At 34.9% G+C, this 18,106-nt stretch carries 16 protein-coding genes; 3 read left to right on the top strand and 13 right to left on the bottom strand.

From position 1 onward, the window contains the following. Positions 1–46 precede the first annotated feature (46 nt). The 4 genes from GGR32_RS08805 to GGR32_RS08790 all read right to left on the bottom strand — a co-directional run bounded on the left by GGR32_RS08805 (position 47) and on the right by GGR32_RS08790 (position 4,259). Positions 47–1,351: an ABC transporter permease gene (locus tag GGR32_RS08805; RefSeq protein WP_183477839.1), complete on the bottom strand. Its 1,305-nt coding sequence runs from the start codon at positions 1,349–1,351 to the stop codon at positions 47–49. Next, entirely contained in the window at positions 1,344–2,276 is a 933-nt protein-coding gene (locus GGR32_RS08800) for an ABC transporter ATP-binding protein (protein WP_183477838.1), read from the bottom strand. Before GGR32_RS08800 ends, GGR32_RS08805 begins: the two co-directional genes overlap by 8 nt. A 249-nt stretch (positions 2,277–2,525) precedes the next feature. Further along, positions 2,526–3,644, bottom strand: coding sequence for a molecular chaperone DnaJ (dnaJ, locus tag GGR32_RS08795; RefSeq protein WP_183477837.1), 1,119 nt, complete (start codon positions 3,642–3,644; stop codon positions 2,526–2,528). A gap of 42 nt (positions 3,645–3,686) precedes the next feature. Further along, positions 3,687–4,259: a nucleotide exchange factor GrpE gene (locus tag GGR32_RS08790; protein ID WP_183477836.1), complete on the bottom strand. Its 573-nt coding sequence runs from the start codon at positions 4,257–4,259 to the stop codon at positions 3,687–3,689. Positions 4,260–4,414: 155 nt separating this feature from the next. Between GGR32_RS08790 and GGR32_RS08785 the strand changes: the two genes are divergently transcribed. Next, positions 4,415–5,074 (top strand): YceI family protein, encoded by a 660-nt coding sequence (locus GGR32_RS08785; RefSeq protein WP_183477835.1) that lies wholly within the window; start codon positions 4,415–4,417, stop codon positions 5,072–5,074. 209 nt (positions 5,075–5,283) lie between these two features. Here the strand turns inward: GGR32_RS08785 and GGR32_RS08780 are convergent, their stop codons facing one another. The 5 genes from GGR32_RS08780 to GGR32_RS08760 form a co-directional block, all read right to left on the bottom strand. Beyond that, positions 5,284–6,552, bottom strand: a complete 1,269-nt coding sequence (locus GGR32_RS08780; protein ID WP_183477834.1) for a chloride channel protein — start codon at positions 6,550–6,552, stop codon at positions 5,284–5,286. A gap of 149 nt (positions 6,553–6,701) precedes the next feature. Further along, complete coding sequence (locus GGR32_RS08775) at positions 6,702–7,127, bottom strand: hypothetical protein (protein ID WP_183477833.1); 426 nt, start codon at positions 7,125–7,127, stop codon at positions 6,702–6,704. 476 nt (positions 7,128–7,603) lie between these two features. Beyond that, positions 7,604–8,761 carry a tetratricopeptide repeat protein gene (locus tag GGR32_RS08770; RefSeq protein ID WP_183477832.1) on the bottom strand — a complete coding sequence of 386 codons (1,158 nt, stop codon included), beginning with the start codon at positions 8,759–8,761 and terminating at the stop codon, positions 7,604–7,606. Then, positions 8,762–10,033, bottom strand: a complete 1,272-nt coding sequence (locus tag GGR32_RS08765; protein ID WP_183477831.1) for a M56 family metallopeptidase — start codon at positions 10,031–10,033, stop codon at positions 8,762–8,764. A 4-nt stretch (positions 10,034–10,037) separates the two neighbouring features. After that, entirely contained in the window at positions 10,038–10,400 is a 363-nt protein-coding gene (locus GGR32_RS08760) for a BlaI/MecI/CopY family transcriptional regulator (RefSeq protein WP_183477830.1), read from the bottom strand. 136 nt (positions 10,401–10,536) lie between these two features. Here GGR32_RS08760 and GGR32_RS08755 point away from each other — a divergent pair, with 136 nt between their 5' ends. Next, positions 10,537–11,037 (top strand): DUF456 domain-containing protein, encoded by a 501-nt coding sequence (locus GGR32_RS08755; protein WP_183477829.1) that lies wholly within the window; start codon positions 10,537–10,539, stop codon positions 11,035–11,037. A gap of 36 nt (positions 11,038–11,073) precedes the next feature. Continuing rightward, the gene (locus tag GGR32_RS08750) at positions 11,074–11,850 is read left to right on the top strand and encodes a 2-keto-4-pentenoate hydratase (RefSeq protein ID WP_343066439.1); all 777 of its coding nucleotides are present in this window, start codon (positions 11,074–11,076) and stop codon (positions 11,848–11,850) included. A 69-nt stretch (positions 11,851–11,919) separates the two neighbouring features. On the opposite strand, the gene GGR32_RS08745 is transcribed toward GGR32_RS08750, so the two are convergent. The 4 genes from GGR32_RS08745 to GGR32_RS08730 all read right to left on the bottom strand — a co-directional run bounded on the left by GGR32_RS08745 (position 11,920) and on the right by GGR32_RS08730 (position 17,809). Then, on the bottom strand, positions 11,920–12,474 hold the full coding sequence (locus GGR32_RS08745) for a nitroreductase family protein (protein WP_183477828.1): 555 nt from the start codon (positions 12,472–12,474) through the stop codon (positions 11,920–11,922). 5 nt (positions 12,475–12,479) lie between these two features. Beyond that, positions 12,480–13,622: a DegT/DnrJ/EryC1/StrS family aminotransferase gene (locus GGR32_RS08740; RefSeq protein WP_183477827.1), complete on the bottom strand. Its 1,143-nt coding sequence runs from the start codon at positions 13,620–13,622 to the stop codon at positions 12,480–12,482. A 149-nt stretch (positions 13,623–13,771) separates the two neighbouring features. After that, positions 13,772–13,963 (bottom strand): PID-CTERM protein-sorting domain-containing protein, encoded by a 192-nt coding sequence (locus GGR32_RS08735; RefSeq protein ID WP_183477826.1) that lies wholly within the window; start codon positions 13,961–13,963, stop codon positions 13,772–13,774. Positions 13,964–13,969: 6 nt separating this feature from the next. Then, positions 13,970–17,809, bottom strand: a complete 3,840-nt coding sequence (locus tag GGR32_RS08730; RefSeq protein ID WP_183477825.1) for a T9SS type A sorting domain-containing protein — start codon at positions 17,807–17,809, stop codon at positions 13,970–13,972. Between the last annotated feature and the right edge of the window lie 297 nt (positions 17,810–18,106).

Raw genomic sequence — 18,106 nt, 5'->3', positions numbered from 1 at the left:
TTGTTCTTCTTTAAGCTTTAAAAATAGGTTTTTTAAAATAATGGAATTAATATTTTAACCATTTTATAAGTTCTTTATAACTTGGCTTTTTACCGTACATTAAAATCCCTACCCGGTAAATTTTGGCTGCTATCCATACAAAAAAGAAGATGCTCCCTATAAGAATGGCAATAGAAATAAGAATTTCCCACCAAGCTACTCCATACGGAATACGCATAAGCATCACAATAGGTGAAGTAAGCGGAATATGCGAAAAAACAATGGCTACTATCCCATGAGGATTATCTATTACAGAGAAAAACCCTACGTATACAGCAAGCATTAATGGCATGATAACGGGAAACATAAATTGTTGAGTATCGGTTTCGTTATCTACAGCAGCTCCAATTGCGGCATAAATGGCACTGTATAAAAAGTAACCTCCTATAAAATAGATTAGAAAACAAACAATAAGCTGCCCCAATGGTAAGGCTAAAATTTCTTGTAATACAAGCTGTGCTTTAAGCATTGAAGCTTGGTCTAATGCGTTAGGGATATTTGCTGTAGCAACCTCAGAAGAAAGTTGCCCGCCTAAAAAAGTACTTACCACGCCTAGCAATACACTCCCGATAATTACCCATATAAGAAACTGAGAAATCCCCGCAAGACTTGTTCCTAATACTTTACCTAGCATTAAGGTTCTTGGTTTTACAGAGGATATAATAATTTCTATAATCCTATTGGTTTTTTCTTCTATTACACTGCGCATCACCATGTTACCATAAATAATAATAAACATCATGAGTAAATAGCCGGCAACCCCTCCAAAAATCATTTTTATAATCATGCTCATTTTGGAAGTTTCTTCTCCTGAAAAATTTTCTATTTTAAGAGAAACTTGGGTTTGAGCCTCATCTATTTTAGAGAGGTTTACGCCTTGCTGAGTAAGTAACTTATTGGTTAGCTTATGCGATATTTGCTGCTCGATATTTGCTACAAAAGCTCCGTTTGGGGTTTTATTTGCAAAAAGTTCTATTTTACTTGCCAGGGCTTTTATATTATCTTCCTTCGGAATGTATAACAACCCATAATACGCTTTAGCTTTTACAGAATCTAAGGCTTGTGTTAAGCTATAGGTAGAAAAATCATGATATTTGGTTTTCTCTGAAGAAACAAAATCATGTATCATTAAATTAGATTCGTCTAGAATAGCTAAATTTCGGGTTTCACTGTTGTTTAAATTAGCTAAATAAGCCACCAGAAAAAACATCCCAACCATAATTAGCGGACTCACAAAAGTCATAATAATAAAGGTTCTGTTTTTTACTTTAGCAAGGAATTCTCGATGTATAATTAGTTTTAAACTACGCATTTGCTGTAACTGTTTGAATAAAAATATCGTTAACCGATGGGATTTGCTCTACAAAATGATGTACTTCTCCATACTTTATAAGTACTTGTAAAAGTTGGTTTACGGTTTGCCCTGTTTTTAAACGTATGGTAAACTTCTCTCCTTGATGAATGCTGCTAAACTTATTTGGTAGCAAATTAAAATGCGTAGTTAACACCTCTGTTAATTCCGCTTGCTGCTGGGTTACAATTTCCACCTGATAAGTATTGGTTTTGTATTCTTGCTTAAGGTCTGTTACCTTACCATCTATCAATTTATTAGACTTATTGATGAGTGCCATATAATCACACATTTCCTCCACGCTTTCCATACGGTGTGTAGAAAATAAAATCGTAGCTCCGTCTTCTTTTAATTTAAGAATTTCATCTTTAATAAGGTTTGCATTTACAGGGTCAAAACCACTAAAAGGTTCATCGAAAATTAAAAGCTTAGGTTGGTGCAATACCGTTACAATAAATTGTATTTTTTGAGCCATCCCTTTAGAGAGTTCTTGTATTTTTTTATTCCACCAGCCCATTATTTCTAAACGCTCAAACCAATATTCTAAACGTCTTTTAGCTTCTTTTTTACTTAAGCCTTTTAATTGTGCTAAATATAGAGCTTGCGCGCCTACCGTCATGCTTTTATATAAGCCGCGTTCTTCCGGAAGGTAGCCTATATATTGTACGTGCTTAGGTTGCAAAGGTTCTCCGTCTAACCAAATTTTTCCAGAATCGGGTAAGGTAATCTGGTTGATTATACGAATAAAAGTAGTTTTACCTGCTCCATTAGGGCCTAAAATACCAAAAATGCTTTGCTTTGGCACCTGAATAGACATTTTGTTTAAAGCAGTATAATTGCCATAGGCTTTGCTTACTTCCTCGGCAACTAAGAGCATATCTTTCATTATTGTTTAAGTGCTTATAGGTTAAAGGTAATTATATTACTATAGTTTAGTCTGTTATTTTATAGAAAATCTATACTAATATTAATTTCAAATACGAATGTAGAATTTTCTTTAACTTTTTAAAAATAAAACCCACCCTTATTGTAATCACACAACCAAGGATGGGAAAAAAATTGCTATGAAAAAGAAAATATCACCAACATTGTTAGTGATATTCAAATATATATAAAATTTTGTTAAAAAATTAACTTAAGAGAACATATCTTTAACTTTCTCAAAAAAAGATTTATCGCCTTTCTCTGGATTTGGTTTAAAGTTATCATCATCTTTCATGCGTTCAAAAAATTCTCGTTGCTCTTTTGTTAAGGTTTTTGGCGTCCATACATTTACGTGTACAAGCAAGTCTCCTTTACCATAACCTTGCAAACTCGGAATTCCTTTTCCTCTAAGCCTAAGTATTTTACCACTTTGCACGCCTGGTTCTACTTTTATTCTCACTTTACCATTTACGGTCGAAATTTCTTTAGATGCTCCTAAAGCAGCATCAGCAATAGTGATGTATAAATCGTAATGCAAGTTATCACCTTCACGCTGCAAGTGCTCGTGTTGCTTTTCTTCTATAAGTACCAGTAAATCGCCTGGGATTCCGTTTCCTGGCGCATCGTTTCCTTTTCCCGATACTTTTAGCTGCATACCATCCTCTACTCCAGCAGGTATCTTTATGGCTACCGTTTCTTCGCTAACTTTTAATCCATGCGCATCGGCATCAGCAGGTTTTTTATCTATTATTTGTCCGCTTCCGCTACATTGTGTACAAGGCGCCGAGGTTTGCATTCTTCCTAAAATTGTATTAGAAATTTTGGTAACCTGGCCAGATCCATTACAACTAGGGCATGTTTTATAGGTGGTTCCTGGAGCTTGTACTTTTCGTTTAACTTTTATTTTTTTCTCTACTCCGTTAGCAATTTCTTCCAAGGTAAGTTTAACACGAATACGCAAGTTGCTTCCTTTTACTCGTGCTTGACGACCTCCGCCGCCGCCAAAACCTGAGAAACCACCACCAAAAGCACCACCAAAAATATCGCCAAACTGGCTAAATATGTCATCCATATTCATGCCACCGCCGCCACCAAAGCCGCCGGCACCTTCAAATGCAGAATGCCCAAATTGGTCGTAACGTGCTTTTTTGTCTGGGTTGCTAAGCACTTCGTATGCCTCGGCTGCTTTTTTAAATTTTTCTTCAGCCGTTTTGTCATCCGGATTTTTATCTGGATGATATTTTACCGCCATCTTTCGGTAGGCTTTCTTTATTTCTGCAGCGCTTGCTCCTTTGCTTATTCCTAATATTTCGTAATAATCTTCTTTCATTAATCCTGTTTTTCTAGCTTATTGTTATTAAGCTTGATTACTTTATTTCCCGGTAACTACTTTTGGAAATCTAATAATTTTCTCTCCTAAAGTATATCCCTTTTCCACTACATCTACAATTTTACCTTTTAGCTTTTTATCTGGAGCAGGAATTTGGGTTACGGCTTCATGCAAATCGGCATCAAAACTATCGCCTGCTTTTACATTCATCACCTCTAAACCTTTGCTTTTTAAGGTTTCGTAAAATTTATTATTAATTAATTTCACCCCATCAAACAAGGTTTTGTCCGAGCTTTTCCCTATTTCTAATAAAGCCCTGTCAAAATCGTCTAACACCGGAAGCATGGCTTGCATTACCTCTTGTCCTGCGGTTTTAAAAAGCTCTACGCGTTCCTTACTGGTACGACGTTTATAGTTTTCAAATTCTGCAAATAAACGTAAAAATTTATCTTTTTCTTTCTCTAATTCTTCTTTAAGCTGCTCTACCTCTGTTTTCTCCTCCTCTTGTGGAGTTTCATTGGTTTGCTTAGAGGTTTCTGCTGCTCTTTCTTCGTTTGTATTTATATCTGTTGCCGTTGCTTTTTCTGCTGTTTGCGGGTTTTCTTTCTTACTCATAACTTTTTAATTAAGCATTGTGTTCTTGCATAAGCAAATGTACTGCCAAGCTTATAAAAATGTCAAAATGTCACGCTTGATTTTTTTATTATTTATTTAATACTAAATATGAAAAAGTCTGTTATTTTTGTATGTAAACTTTAAAAATCACCATTATGAAAAAATTATTGATGAATGTTTTTGTAGTTGCTGTCCTTACGGCTACAACAGTTGCTTGTAAAAACGACAAAAAAACGACTACCTCCGATGCTCAAGAAACGGCTAAACCAACCGTTGAAGCTGTTGCCTACAAGGTTTCTACAGACAATTCTACCTTGAAATGGGAAGGTGCTAAGGTAATTGGAGGAAAACACTTTGGAACTGTAAATTTAAAAGAGGGTGTTTTTTCTGTAAAAGAAGGGCTTATTGAAAGCGGAAAAGTAGTTATTGATATGAATTCTATCAACGCTACTGATGTAGAAGGTGAAGAAAAAGAAATGCTTGAAGGACACTTAAAAGGAACTAACGATAAGCAAAAATCTGATTTCTTTGACGTAAAGGATTTCCCAACAGCAACTTTCGAGGTTACAGGACATGAAAAAGGAAAAGCGCTTAAAGGGAATTTAACCCTTAAAGGCATCACCAATAATATTGAGGTTCCTGTAAAAGTTTCTGAAGAAAACGGGATGTTGACCCTTGTTAGCGAACCTTTTACAATAGACCGTACCGATTGGAAAATCAACTTTAATTCTGGTTCTGTTTTTAAAGACGTAGCTAAAGATAGAGTAATTAGCGATAACTTTACTTTGCAATTTACTGTAGAAGCAAAAAAATAATTGTACAGGGTACGCTTAAAGCTTGTCCTAAATTAACAAAAGTAATATCTTAAAAGCTTTGAAATAAAAAAAGGCTTGGGTCATATCCCAAGCCTTTTTTATATAACTTAAAATTTCACACACTTAAAAAAGAAAATTTATCTGTAACCTCCCTTTTTAAGAAATAGACTATCTAATAAATTTGGTGCAAATATTTATAAGCTACATTTTTATTCTTTTTCCATTTGTGAGCCAATAAAGGGTATTTTTGGTGCTAAAAAATAGCCTGTTAAACTTGCGAATAAGATAGGGATAAAATGTCCAAATCCGGTCAATGTTGCAAGTAAAATGGTTGTACTCATAGGTGTTCGAGTTACGCAAGCATTAATTGCAGCCATACAGCTAACTATTGCTAATGACAGATTTATTGTTGGGAATAGTTGATGAATAATTAGTCCTAAGGTTGCTCCTACAAAAAACAAAGGAATGATAAATCCACCTCTCCAACCTGATGTAACTGTTATTGAAATGGCTATAATCTTGAAAATTAAAATAGCAAACAACAAAGTCAATGAGAAATTCCCTGAAAGCAGTTCGTTAATTTCGTGATGTCCAAAGTATCTTGTTATTGGAAAGTAGAATGCGATTACTCCAAGTAAAATTCCTCCAATTAGCGTTTTGATATAAATGGGAATTGGTTTTTTCTCAAATAAAGATTTAAAAAATTTGGTACAAAAAATAAAAGCCCATCCAAAAGTAGCTCCAACTGCTGCAAATAGAACGGCATAACCAAAATCAAAAATCCCTGAATATTCATAAGCTGATAAGTCCCATACTGGGCCAAGTCCTAAATGAATGATTAATGCAAACACCAAGTAACTAAAACAACTTGAAACAAATGCAGGAATAATGGCTTTGTAATATTCAACTGCGTGTTTGTGGTGAAGTATTTCTAAAGAAAAAAGACTACCGCCTAAAGGAGCACCGAACAATGCTGTAAATCCTGAAGCCATTCCTGCGATACTTAATGACCGTAATTCTTCTCCTTTAAGCCTTAACAATTTACCTAACCAAGTTCCTGTTGAGCCTGTCACTTGAACTAATGGTGCTTCGGGTCCAAGGCTTCCTCCTGAAGCAACACATAGTAATGAGGAGAGAATCATTGACGGATTGTTTCTAGGGTCAAGTTTTCCTTTGTTGAACCGAATGTTGTTTACGATTAAATGTATTTCTCCTGGGTCTCCAATGAAGTGAATTACCAAGCCTGCTAAAAGCCCGCAAATTGCCATTACAGGAATTACTTGCCAACCATTAAAAAAAGCTAATTGGTGGGTCAGAAACTCAAGTCCAATCCAATAAATTCCTGCAATTATTCCTCCAATTAACCCAAGTAAAGCCCATAATAAAAAAGTCCGACTGAAAACGAATGGGTTAAATCGGACAGGTTGGTCTAAAATATTTAAGTATGTTACTAATTTTCTTCTTTGTTTTAATTTCACTGTTTCGTTTCTGTTTTATAATAATGTCAAAGTTAAAATTATTTTTCTACTTTTAAACAGTTCTGTTTTTGGGGAGGCTTACGGTTTATATAATATCAATTTAGACAAAGTTATAGGCTTGTGTAACAGTTCTTTGTTGTACAACGTTTTTAATATTCGTATACAATTATTTCTTCAGAATTCGTAATGTTCAATTGGACTTGGTTTCCACCAATTTGTAAATTTGAAATATCAAAAGTCAATTCTTTTGTTACTATTGCTAAACAAACTTCCTCATTTTTTAATGACAATCTTAAATTCCTCTGAGGTGGATTTGATTCCATAATATCTTCTGAATCGATTAATTTTATTTCCCAGGTTTCTCCACTACAACCACTCGAACTAAAATTAATTTTCAAACAGCTGTCGTTTATCTCTAAACTGTTAATCGCTAAAGGGTCTGATGGGGCAGCTTCATATTGATTTTTATTTATTATAGTTTTAAAATCACAGTTATTTTGATTTCCGTTATCGTCATCACTTGAACAGCTAAAAAATGATATTCCAATTATAATTAGGATTAGTGCTTTTTTCATTTTAATATATTTTATTTTTACTGTAGATTAAGATTTTATCGAATGGTTGCTCCAAATGCACCACAACGATAAATTGTATGAGTAGTAGAAGATTGCGGGCTTCTTACCTATCAAACCTTAATATTTAGTACTTTACGTGATTTATGAATAATAAGACCTCATAGAAAACAACATTAACGTAAATTAGTTTTTGTGGTGAGTTTAATACTATCAATCATAACTAAAAGTACAATTTTGAAAGCTAATTACAACTATTCGTTTTATGTTGTATATTTTTTTGTATTTTTACAATTCAAAGGGACCTGTTACGCTTCGGGCGGCTCGTACCGCCTGAAGCCCACTTGTTGGGCTTCGCTTTTTTATAGGTTATGGTATGTATATCTTTTTGGCTTTTTTATTTAACACTATCACTCATAACTAAAAATACAATTAATATCTTAAATAGCTATTTTTAGTCCGTTACCAATTTATATCGATTATTTAGGGCTAGGTGATTTGTTTTCTAAATGTATTTCTTTATACAAATGCCTTAATCGTTGTGCTGCCAATTTATAATAAACTGCTGCTGCGGGATATGCTTTAAAGGTTTTTAAAAAGCTTTCATAATAAGTAATGGCTATTGTTTTATCTTTATAATAATTATCGGCTACTACTGCCAGTTCATATTTTGCTCGATAATCAAAAGCATCTTCGGCTACTGCTTGTTTTAAATAGGTTATGGCTTCTTTATAGTTTTCTAATTTCTTGTAAGAAAAACCTAATTGACGATAATATTCTTTTAATGATTTTTCTTCTAAAAGTAACGCAAAATGATAATATTTTACAGCGCTATTATAATTGCCCTGTTGAAAATAACACATCCCTAATTGGTAGTACAGCATAGGGTCATGCTGATTGATTTCTTGGGCTTTTTTATAATTTTCTATGGCATATTTATACTCCGATACATTAAAATAAGCGTTTGCTAAATTAGTATATACATATTCAGAACCATAGTTTAACTTTATTAAATGTTGGTAATGCGCTATGGCTTCTTTATACTGTTTTTGCATAAACTTACTTTGGGCTAAAACACCTACTGTTTTAGGATTGCTAGGATAGGTTTTTAAGGCTTGTAAAGCTAAGGCATTGGTAGCCTTAAACCTGCGCTTACTTAAATTGTATTTTGCTAATTCATACAAAGCTTCTTGATGATTTCCATCTAATAAAACAACTGTATTTAACAGGGGGTACGCTAAGGTATCTTGCTGTTTGATTAATGCTTTTGCCCGTTGAAAATAAAAGTCGGGGTTATTAGGAAATCGATGGCTTAATTGCTTAAAAACACTGTCTGATTCTTGAAAATTCTTTGTTTTATACAGCAACTTGGCATAACGTACAGCAGCTATTAAAAAGCTTGTATCTATACGTATTGCTTTTTTATAGTTTACTTTTGCTTTCTGATGATTTCCAAGGGCTTCATAAATATTCCCCAGCCTTGAATACTTTCTTGCCGTTGGGCTTTGTTCGTTATAAATATGCAAGGCTGCGGTATAATTACCTACATTGATTAAGCTATCTGCTACTTGTATTGGGGTTTGTGCTAGAGTTACTTGATGGGCAATTAACATCCCTAAGCATAGTAATTGTCGCATTTACTCATTTTTAAATGTAATGGGCAAAGAATATAACACACCTATTGTTTGCCCTTGATGCATTGCGGGCTTCATAGCGGGCAACATTCCTACCACACGTTTGGCTTCTTCGGCTATACGTTTATGCGAGGCTCTAGCTTCGATGTTGGTTATGTTACCATTTTTATCTATCTTAAAACGTACATAAGCTCGTTGTGTACCTTTTTCTGCTTGTTCTTTTACGCGGTTCACATCAAAATTTTCGTTTACGAAAGCCTTAACTTTTTCAGACATACATTGTTTTGCATCTGTAGCTTCTTCACAACCTGGAAATATAGGTGCTTGATCTACTTCTGCAAATCCAAACTCTTGTGTAGTTACTGTATTTTTTGTTGTGGTTGTTGGCGAGGTGGCTTCAGGAGTTTCGGTTTTGTTTTCCTTAACACAGGAAACATAAGTAAACAAAAGAAGGAAAAAAGGTAATATTCCTAAATACTTTAATTTGGTCCGACGGGTGGGAGTTGATTTTTGTAACATAATAATTCGTTTTTTGATGAATGAATAATTGACTAATGAATTGATGAATGAAACTTGAGAAGTACTAAAGCTTGCGTTTAGCAGTTCTGTATAATATTTTTTCTTAGGAATATGTTTGGTTACTTCGCTATCTACTAAATACTCATGAACTAAACCGAGTTCTTTTTGCAGTTTATAAACCACAGGATTAAACCAGCACAGCAATTTTAAAATTTCGTAGAAACATAAATCTAAGCTATGTCTTTGTTTTACATGCACTCGCTCGTGTTGTAAAATAATGGGAAGCATTGCTTTAGAGATTCCCTCTCCTATCATGATTTTTCCTAAAAAGGTAAATGCCTGTTTGCTGTCTTCTACACAATAATAATCAATGCCTTGGTGTTGTTTCTTTCTTGCTTTTTGCTGAATTCTAACAACTCGAAAACCAAGTATTCCTAACCTTAATACACCCATTAGAACTCCCAAAGCATAAAACCATGTGAGGTAAGCTACAATCCCTACCCCTGTTGTGCTTTCTTGCTGCTTGATGGAATTGTTTACAAAAACAGGCTCTAATAGCCATAATTGCTCTACCGCTTTTGGCACAGGTGTTTTTAGAAAATTAAATTCTAACAAAGGCGCTACAAGAAGCACCACAGGCACACTGCATAATAAAAACCTGTTTATGGCAAAAGAGGTTTCTCTAGATAAGCTAAACTTATAGAATACCCAAAATAAAATTAGAAACAGGTTTACGGTTACTAGATAGCTAAGCATGGGATTAGTCTTTTTCTTTATTAATTTCGTTTAAAATTTCTTCGAGTTCTGTAACACTCATATCGTTTTTCTGCACAAAAAAGGATAGCAGACTTTTTGCCGAACCATCAAAATAATTATCTACCAATTTTCGCAACGAAAATTTACTATATGCCTCTTTTCTTACCATTGGAAAATAAATATGCCCTCTACCTTGCTTTCTGTATCCAACAACGCCCTTGTTTTCTAAAATCCGGATAATGGTAGAAACAGTGTTATAGGCAGGTTTAGGCTCGGGCATTTGTGCTATAATTGTGGCTACAGTGGCCTCTTCTAATTTCCATAACCAGTGCATTATTTCTTCTTCTGCTTTTGTAAGTTCTTTCATTTTTTTAAACTAAGTTTTTAGTTACATAACTCAAATATACATTTTATTTTCTTTTTAACTAATTTTTTAGTTATAAAATTTGAGTTTTTTAAAGGTCTTACATTCAAAAATTATGTACTTTTCCATAAAAAAACCAATGGAAGTTATATTGCTCATCTTAGGATTACTCTGCTGTATAGTAGGCATAATAGGCAGTGTTTTACCAGTATTACCTGGCCCCCCAATCAGCTGGCTTGGCTTGCTTTTTATTTACCTTATCGAAGGCATAGCTATAAATTACTGGCTGTTAGGAATTACGCTTGTGGTTGCTATTGCTATTTTTATTCTCGATTATACCATTCCTGCCATGGGTACCAAACGCTTTGGGGGTAGTAAATATGGTGCTTGGGGAACCACCATTGGGCTTATTGTAGGGCTTATTGCTCCTATTCCGCTTGGGTTTATAATAGGTCCTTTTGTAGGGGCTTTTGTTGGAGAAGTACTTTTTAACCGTAGTTCATCTAAAAACGCACTTCGTGCTGCTGTTGGTTCATTTCTTGGCTTTTTAGCCTCAACCTTTATGAAAGTTTTTGTGGCTTTTGGCTACCTAGTAATTTTTATATACATTGCCTATACAAATTGGTCGGTTATTTTCTAAAAACCACCTTTTAATTAACCTAAAAAATAATTATTTGTGGATATAACAGCTATTGCCGAGCAATTGTTCAATGCAGAAAAAAACAAAACTGCTTGTGCTCCTATTAGAACTTATTTAGAAGAAAAAGACCTCGCGTCTGCATATAAAATTCAGCAACTTAATATAGATAAAAAAGTAGCTCAAGGAGCCAAAACAGTAGGCAAAAAAATAGGGCTTACTTCTTTTAAAGTACAGGAGCAATTAGGTGTTGACCAACCCGATTTTGGAATCTTATTAGCCACTATGCAGCTTCAAAATAAAAGCAGTTTTCCGTACTCCTTACTCATGCAACCAAAAGCAGAAACCGAAATAGCTTTTGTTCTTAAAGAAGATTTAACAGCCGCTAAACCAACTTTAGAAGATATAAAAAACGCTATAGATTATGCTGTTATTGCTGTAGAAATAGTGGGAAGCCGCATAGAAAACTGGAATATTAGCATTACCGATACGATTGCCGATAATGCTTCTTCTAGCCATTTTATTTTAGGTGATAAAAAAGTAAGTCTTGATAGTTTTGATGTAATTAATAGTCCAATGGAAATGCATATCAACAACCAACTTGTTTCTACAGGCGATGGCACTTCATGCCTTGGAAACCCGCTAGAAGCGGTAGTTTGGCTAGCCAATACCATGATTGCGTTAGGAAACCCTTTAAAAAAGGGCGAAATAATACTCTCTGGAGCCTTAGGGCCTATGGCAAATTTAAATCCTAAGGATACGGTAAAAGCTTCTATAAAAGGGCTCGGAGAAGTTAGTTTTTCTACTTCTGCATAATTTTCAATAAAAAAAACAGCCTTAAAAATTATTGAAAGGCTGTTTTTTAATGCTTTTAAAGCAATACTACTAAAACCACTCTACTACATTTTCTAAAGGTTTTTGACTGCTTTCTGGACGCTCTCCCTCATAATACCCCATGTATAAAAAACCTAAACATTTTTCTTTGGTAGGTGCGTCAAAAAATGCATTAGCATGTTTTATCAGTCCTGGGCTACTCCAATAGCAACCTATATTATTTTCGGTACATAACAACCACATATTTTGCACCGCCATTGCCGTAGCGGCTACTTCTTCCCACTCAGGAATACGAGCTTTAGCATCTGGTTGCATAAAAATTGCAATTGCACAACTAGATTTTGTAGCTTTACTTTGTAGTTTTTTTTGTTTAAACTCCGAAAAATTATCTCCCGAAGTTTCTTTATATTTTTGAGCTAAAAAAGCGCCTAAATCTTCTAATTTTTTGCCTTGAACAACTTTAAATCGCCAGGGTTGTGTTTTTTTATGATTTGGTGCTGCATTGGCTGCTAACAATAAATCTTGGATAAAAGAGGTAGGAATCTCTTTAGCTATATATTGCTCTGGATAAATAGAACGACGCTTTTGTATAATATCTTTTACCATTTTCACTACTGCTTAAAAAGTTTTTGAATTGTTGTTTTTATTCGTTCGCGATCTTGATCGGTAAGGTTTGACCCCGAAGGCAGACAAAGTCCGCTATCAAATAAGTTTTCTGCTACTTTTTCGCCATAATAAGGAGCTTCTTTAAAAATGGGTTGCAAATGCATAGGCTTCCATAACGGACGACTTTCTATATTTTCTTCCTGCAAAGCTAAGCGTATATCTTCACGAGAAATTCCTCCTGTTTTGTCTGTGTCTGCTAAAATTGCGCTTAACCAATGGTTCGAGAAAAAGTCGGATGTTGGTTCGCTAAACACTTCTACACCTGCTATTGGTGCAAACAACGCTTGATAAAAAGCATTCATTTGTCTACGTAAATCTATATGCTTATCAAGCACCTGCATCTGCCCACGACCTATCCCTGCGCTAATGTTACTTAACCGGTAATTATAACCTATATGTGTGTGCTGATAGTGAGGTGCATTATCTCTTGCTTGTGTTGCATAAAATACGGTTTTCTGTTTAGCTTGGGTTGTTGTACATACTAAGGCTCCACCTCCGCTTGTCGTAATAATTTTATTCCCGTTGAATGATAGTACGCTAAACTGCCCTAAAGTTCCACATTTTTTGCCTTTATAAATAGAACCTAGAGCTTCTGCAGCATCTTCTACAATAGGAAGCTGATGTTTATCGGCTATTTGCTTTACCTCATTCCACAAACATGGCATCCCATATAAGTGTACGATGACAATTGCTTTTATTGTTTTTCCTTTAGCTTTTCGATCTAAAATTGCTTTTTCTAACGCTTTAGGACAAATATTCCAGGTAGTGGGTTCGCTGTCTATAAAAACTGGATTTGCACCTAAATAAGTAATAGGATTTGCCGAAGCTGCAAAGGTCATGCTCTGGCACAAGACTTCATCGCCTGGTTGTACGCCTAACTGTATAAGTGCTAAATGCAATGCTGCTGTTCCGCTGCTTAAAGCGGCTACTTTTTTATCTGCTTGAAGGTAATTTTCTATATCTTCCTCAAACCCGTTAACATTAGGTCCTAAAGGAGCTACCCAATTTTCTTGAAACGCGGCATTCACAAAGTTTTGCTCTTCGCCTCCCATATGAGGAGAGGACAGCCATATTTTTGGTTTTTCCATATATTTATTCGCTATTGAAGTAGTAAATTTACTATTTATATAAGAAATTCTCTTAGCTTTTAAAGAAAGAATTAGTAAACTTCTACCTATATAAAAAAAAGAGGCTGCTTAACGCAACCTCTTTTCTTGTCTAAAATAACAATGTCTTATTATTTTCTGTTTCTAAGCTTTTTTACGCCAAAGTAAGCGCCTATTGCCATTGCAATTCCAATGAATCCATCAATAGGAGCATCGTCCACATCGTTTTCAAAAATAATTTCATCAAAAGGATTCGCATAACCACTAGTTGCCACTAGTAGTAAAGCAATTACCAATACTGGGAATATATATTTTGCTTTCATAATTTCTTATTTAATAATTAATTTCTTAGTAACTACGGCTTTATTAGAAGTAATCTTAACAATATATGTTCCTGCATTTAAGCCAGATACATCTACCGTATTTACTGTACCTGTTAAGTCTTGGTGATATACTTTTTGTCCTAATAAACTATATAGGCTAAGCTCAGCTTGGGTTGCATGTGCAGTATTTACTGTAAGTAAACCATTGTTTACTGGGTTTGGATATAAACTAACATCTGCCGATGTGAAATTGTCTGTTCCTAAAACAGCAGCAAAATAAATCTCAAAACGATTTGCATCTTTACTAGCTTCATCGGTAAGGCTAAATGTTATTTGATTGTTTCCTGTTGCTAATTCGGTTTCTTCTTGCGTATAGTTATCTTTTAAATAAGCTTTAACATTTTCAAAAGTACCTACTTCTATGTTCATCACATAAGCCGTTGCACGGTAGTTGTTTATAAATATTGGTAATACTTCATTAGCTTGTGGTACATCTCTGTATTCTAAACTTAAATAAGCGTTGTTATTTACCAAAGCAATATTTTCGTCTAGGTTAGGGAATTTCTGTGCATCTTTTAAGTTTACGGCATTAGAAGCTCCTGCAACAAAGTTTACACGGAAGCTATCGCTCATGGCTTCTCCTGCTGTAAATTGCTCTTGTGTGTACAATTGCATAGTTATGGCTTGTGCATCCTCTGTATACATATTAAATACACTTGTTTGCGGATTGGTTACGGCTTTATCTACCTCGTTAAAAGCAATTTCTGTTGCTCCATTTGCTGCTGTGGTTACAAACGCCGCCTGCCCTGGTTGTAAATATTGATTTGCCGCCGAACCTGATGAGTTTGTTCCTGTTGCTAAATCTATAGTTACATAAGCGCCACGGGTTGCTAAACTAGGGTCCCAAACTACATAGTTGTTTGTATTTAAATTGGTAGATGTTGGTAATACTGAATTCATATCTACCACTGCTTGATAAGGGTTTCCTACAAAATTAAACTTCCCTGCTACGGTATTTAAGTTAGCATCGTTGTAAGTTCCGGTATGTAAATCTCCTGTGCTCACTAAAGTGGTTACGGTGGCTGGCGTTGCATTGTTGGTTAAATCTACCGTTCTATCACCTCTAACCATAAGTCTGTATGCCTTTCCTGCGGTTAAAGTAGTATTATCGGTATTGGCAATAGCAGCCCAAGGCGCAGTAGTATATTGATTATCAAATGTAAACATAGAAGGATTTCCTGTAGCTGTTGCATCAAAACCATTGTTGCCTGCTTGATCTCCTGTAATATGTGTGTTTTGTTGCCACGCGTTAGCTATGGTTTGCCCACTTACCGCTGTACTTAACATTCTGAATGCTCTTCTTGCAGGTATATAACGTTCTACCGTTACATTTCCTGAACCAGTAATAGTACCGTTAAATTCATCTAATTGAGCCGTTTTTATTGCGGTACTTTTAAAAATAATGTTCCCGTTATTGGTAATGTTTCCGTTTACGGTTAAAACATCTTGTACTTCCAAAGTAGCACCTGTAGCTATACTTAGGTTATTTATCTCTATGGTATTATTAAAAGTTGCAGTACCATCTAAAATTTCTATGCTCTCTGTAGGTAAAGCCATTCCATTAGGATCTATTGGAAACCATGCGCCTGAAGTATAGGTGTAATCGGCTATTGGGCTAACCCCACAATTTGCTGTATGAGAACCAAAAGTTGACACATCATCTTGAGTATATCCTGTCCACTCGGTAGCAAGTGTTGGAAAATCACAAGCAGTAGTAGGATTTACAGTAACCCCTCCACAAATATCAGTATTTCTTACTAAAGTCCTATCTTGAGTATTATTTCCTCCTTCGCTCCATTCAGAACCTGGATCGCAACCTATATTTCCAAAAATATCAATAATATTACCGTTATGTTTTAACACAATAGCATCATCTCCGTTAAAGTTACATACTGTACTGTTATGTGCTGTTACTCCTGTTGGTAAAGTCAAAGTTGCAGATGAATTTTTTAAAACAATAACTTCTCCATTTCCTAAAACAGGTATTAAATTTCCTAATGTTTCAGTATTATTAGCTGTAGTACCTCCATTAGAATAAAGCTCAACAGTATAAGTTGATAAATCTACTGTTGTTCCTGTACCATTGTATATTTCTAAATATTTATTATTACTAGACCCTTCTACATATTTAGAAAAGAAAAGGTTTGTAGCTCCAGCAATAACTGGCGTTACTTCACCTTCAAGACTTACTTCAATTTCTGTTAAACCATATCCATTAATTAAAACAGAATCAGCATATATATCTTGTGGATGTCCTGCTTTTAAACGTACATAAACAGGAGTGGTTGTTCCATCATAATTAGTTAAAGTTAAGCTATCGGCATAAGCAACATCATCTAAAGAAATTTCAAAATCTCCCATCATGGTTTCTATACTAACATCCTGTGTGCCATCTAAAAATAAACCGCTTAAATCAAAGCTTTGTGCCGCCGATGGTCCATCAGTATCCATATAGTTCAGACCTGTAAGACTTGCAGTGGAAGTTAGTATAGTAGGAGTTGTAACGCCTTCTTCCAAAGAGAAGTTGGTTAACTCCCAATCTGAACAAGATCCTCCTGTCCCTTCATACAAAAAAGCTACATATACTTTATTTGCAGATAGTCCTTGTAAGCTAATATTATTGGTTATAACTCCAGAATTTCCGGTTTGTATTGTTGTAATGTTAGTCCAAATAGCTGTATTAGGGTCTGAAACTCCATCGTAATTTGTAGAGTATAATACATCTATAGAGGTACCTGAAAAATTTTCGTATAATTCAAAAGAAAGTAATTCATTAGCTGTTGTAGAAAGATCAAATGCTGGTGTAATTAACCAATCTTCAGCATCACAATTATCACTATAAGCATTCATGCTAACACCACTACCAGTATTGTATTGCCATGAATTTCCACCTGCTAAATCTTGTGCTGTCCATCCCTCAGTAAACGGATTTACAGTTGTTGCATCTACTGCATAAGGTAAATTAACTACAACTGGGTCTTCTACCGTATAAGACATCTCGGTAGATGTATTGGTATCTCCGGTAGTGTTTTCTGCTTCTAGTGCATAATATACCGTAGTCCCATCTGCCTGTGCAGGAATAATCGCTTCGTAAGCATCTACCGTAGTATTTGTCATTGCTAGACTATTGCTTAAGCTTCCAGAAGTAGTTCCCCATTTTAAAGCTACATTTGCAATTCCTGCAGCATCGATAACATCTGCATTTACAGTTACAGCATCCGAAGAGGTAATTACACCTGCAGGTGTTGTAGTGATGTTAGTGATTTGTGGTCCTACGGCAGCGGTAGTCGTATATGTAACATCAAAACTATCTACATAAATTCGATTACTACTACTAGCATCTTTCTGATAAAACTCCACTTCGGTAACAGCTGTCAAACCACTCATTGTATAGGTAGTAGAACCTGCTAAATCTGTTTCCGATCCTCCATCTACAACATAAGCAGCATTACCTGTTCTTCCTGATGCATGCACAACAATACTAGTTATTGTAACACCATTTTGAGCATATATTTTAATCCCGCCTCCTTTTGTATCATTTTGATATAAGCGAAGCTGGCTAGAATGTATTGCAGGATTAGATGAACCTAAATTTTTATGAGAAGAAAATCCTACATTAACATCCAAGGCAATTGCTGGATTAGCATTAAGCCCAGTTACTGCTCCTGAAGCAGAAAAATCATAACTAACCGTCGTTTGCCCCCAACTAATCGAATAGCTAAACAGCATGGTTACACATAGCATAAAGCTATAAACATATTTATAGCCTAGTAAATTTGTTTTCATAATAAATTGTTTTTTATCAAGTGATACAAAAATACAAGTATTTAACACCTGAAACATTAATAAAATATTAACTAAAGTTACTAAATTATTATTAATATAAAAAACTATTAACCAGTATTTTAACTTAAAAGAAGAATTTTAAAAAGAAAAAGATTGATAATAATATCAACTTTATAGTAAGAAATCTATAAAATAAGCAAGTATATAAAAACAAAAAACCCTTCATCGGAATGATGAAGGGTTTCAAAGAAGGCGGCGACCTACTCTCCCACAATACGCAGTACCATCGGCACTAAC

It is taken from the genome of Mesonia hippocampi (assembly GCF_014197445.1).
Lineage (GTDB): Bacteria > Bacteroidota > Bacteroidia > Flavobacteriales > Flavobacteriaceae > Mesonia > Mesonia hippocampi.
Note: the sequence above shows the minus strand (reverse complement) of the source record. Positions and strands in the feature narration are given on the sequence as shown.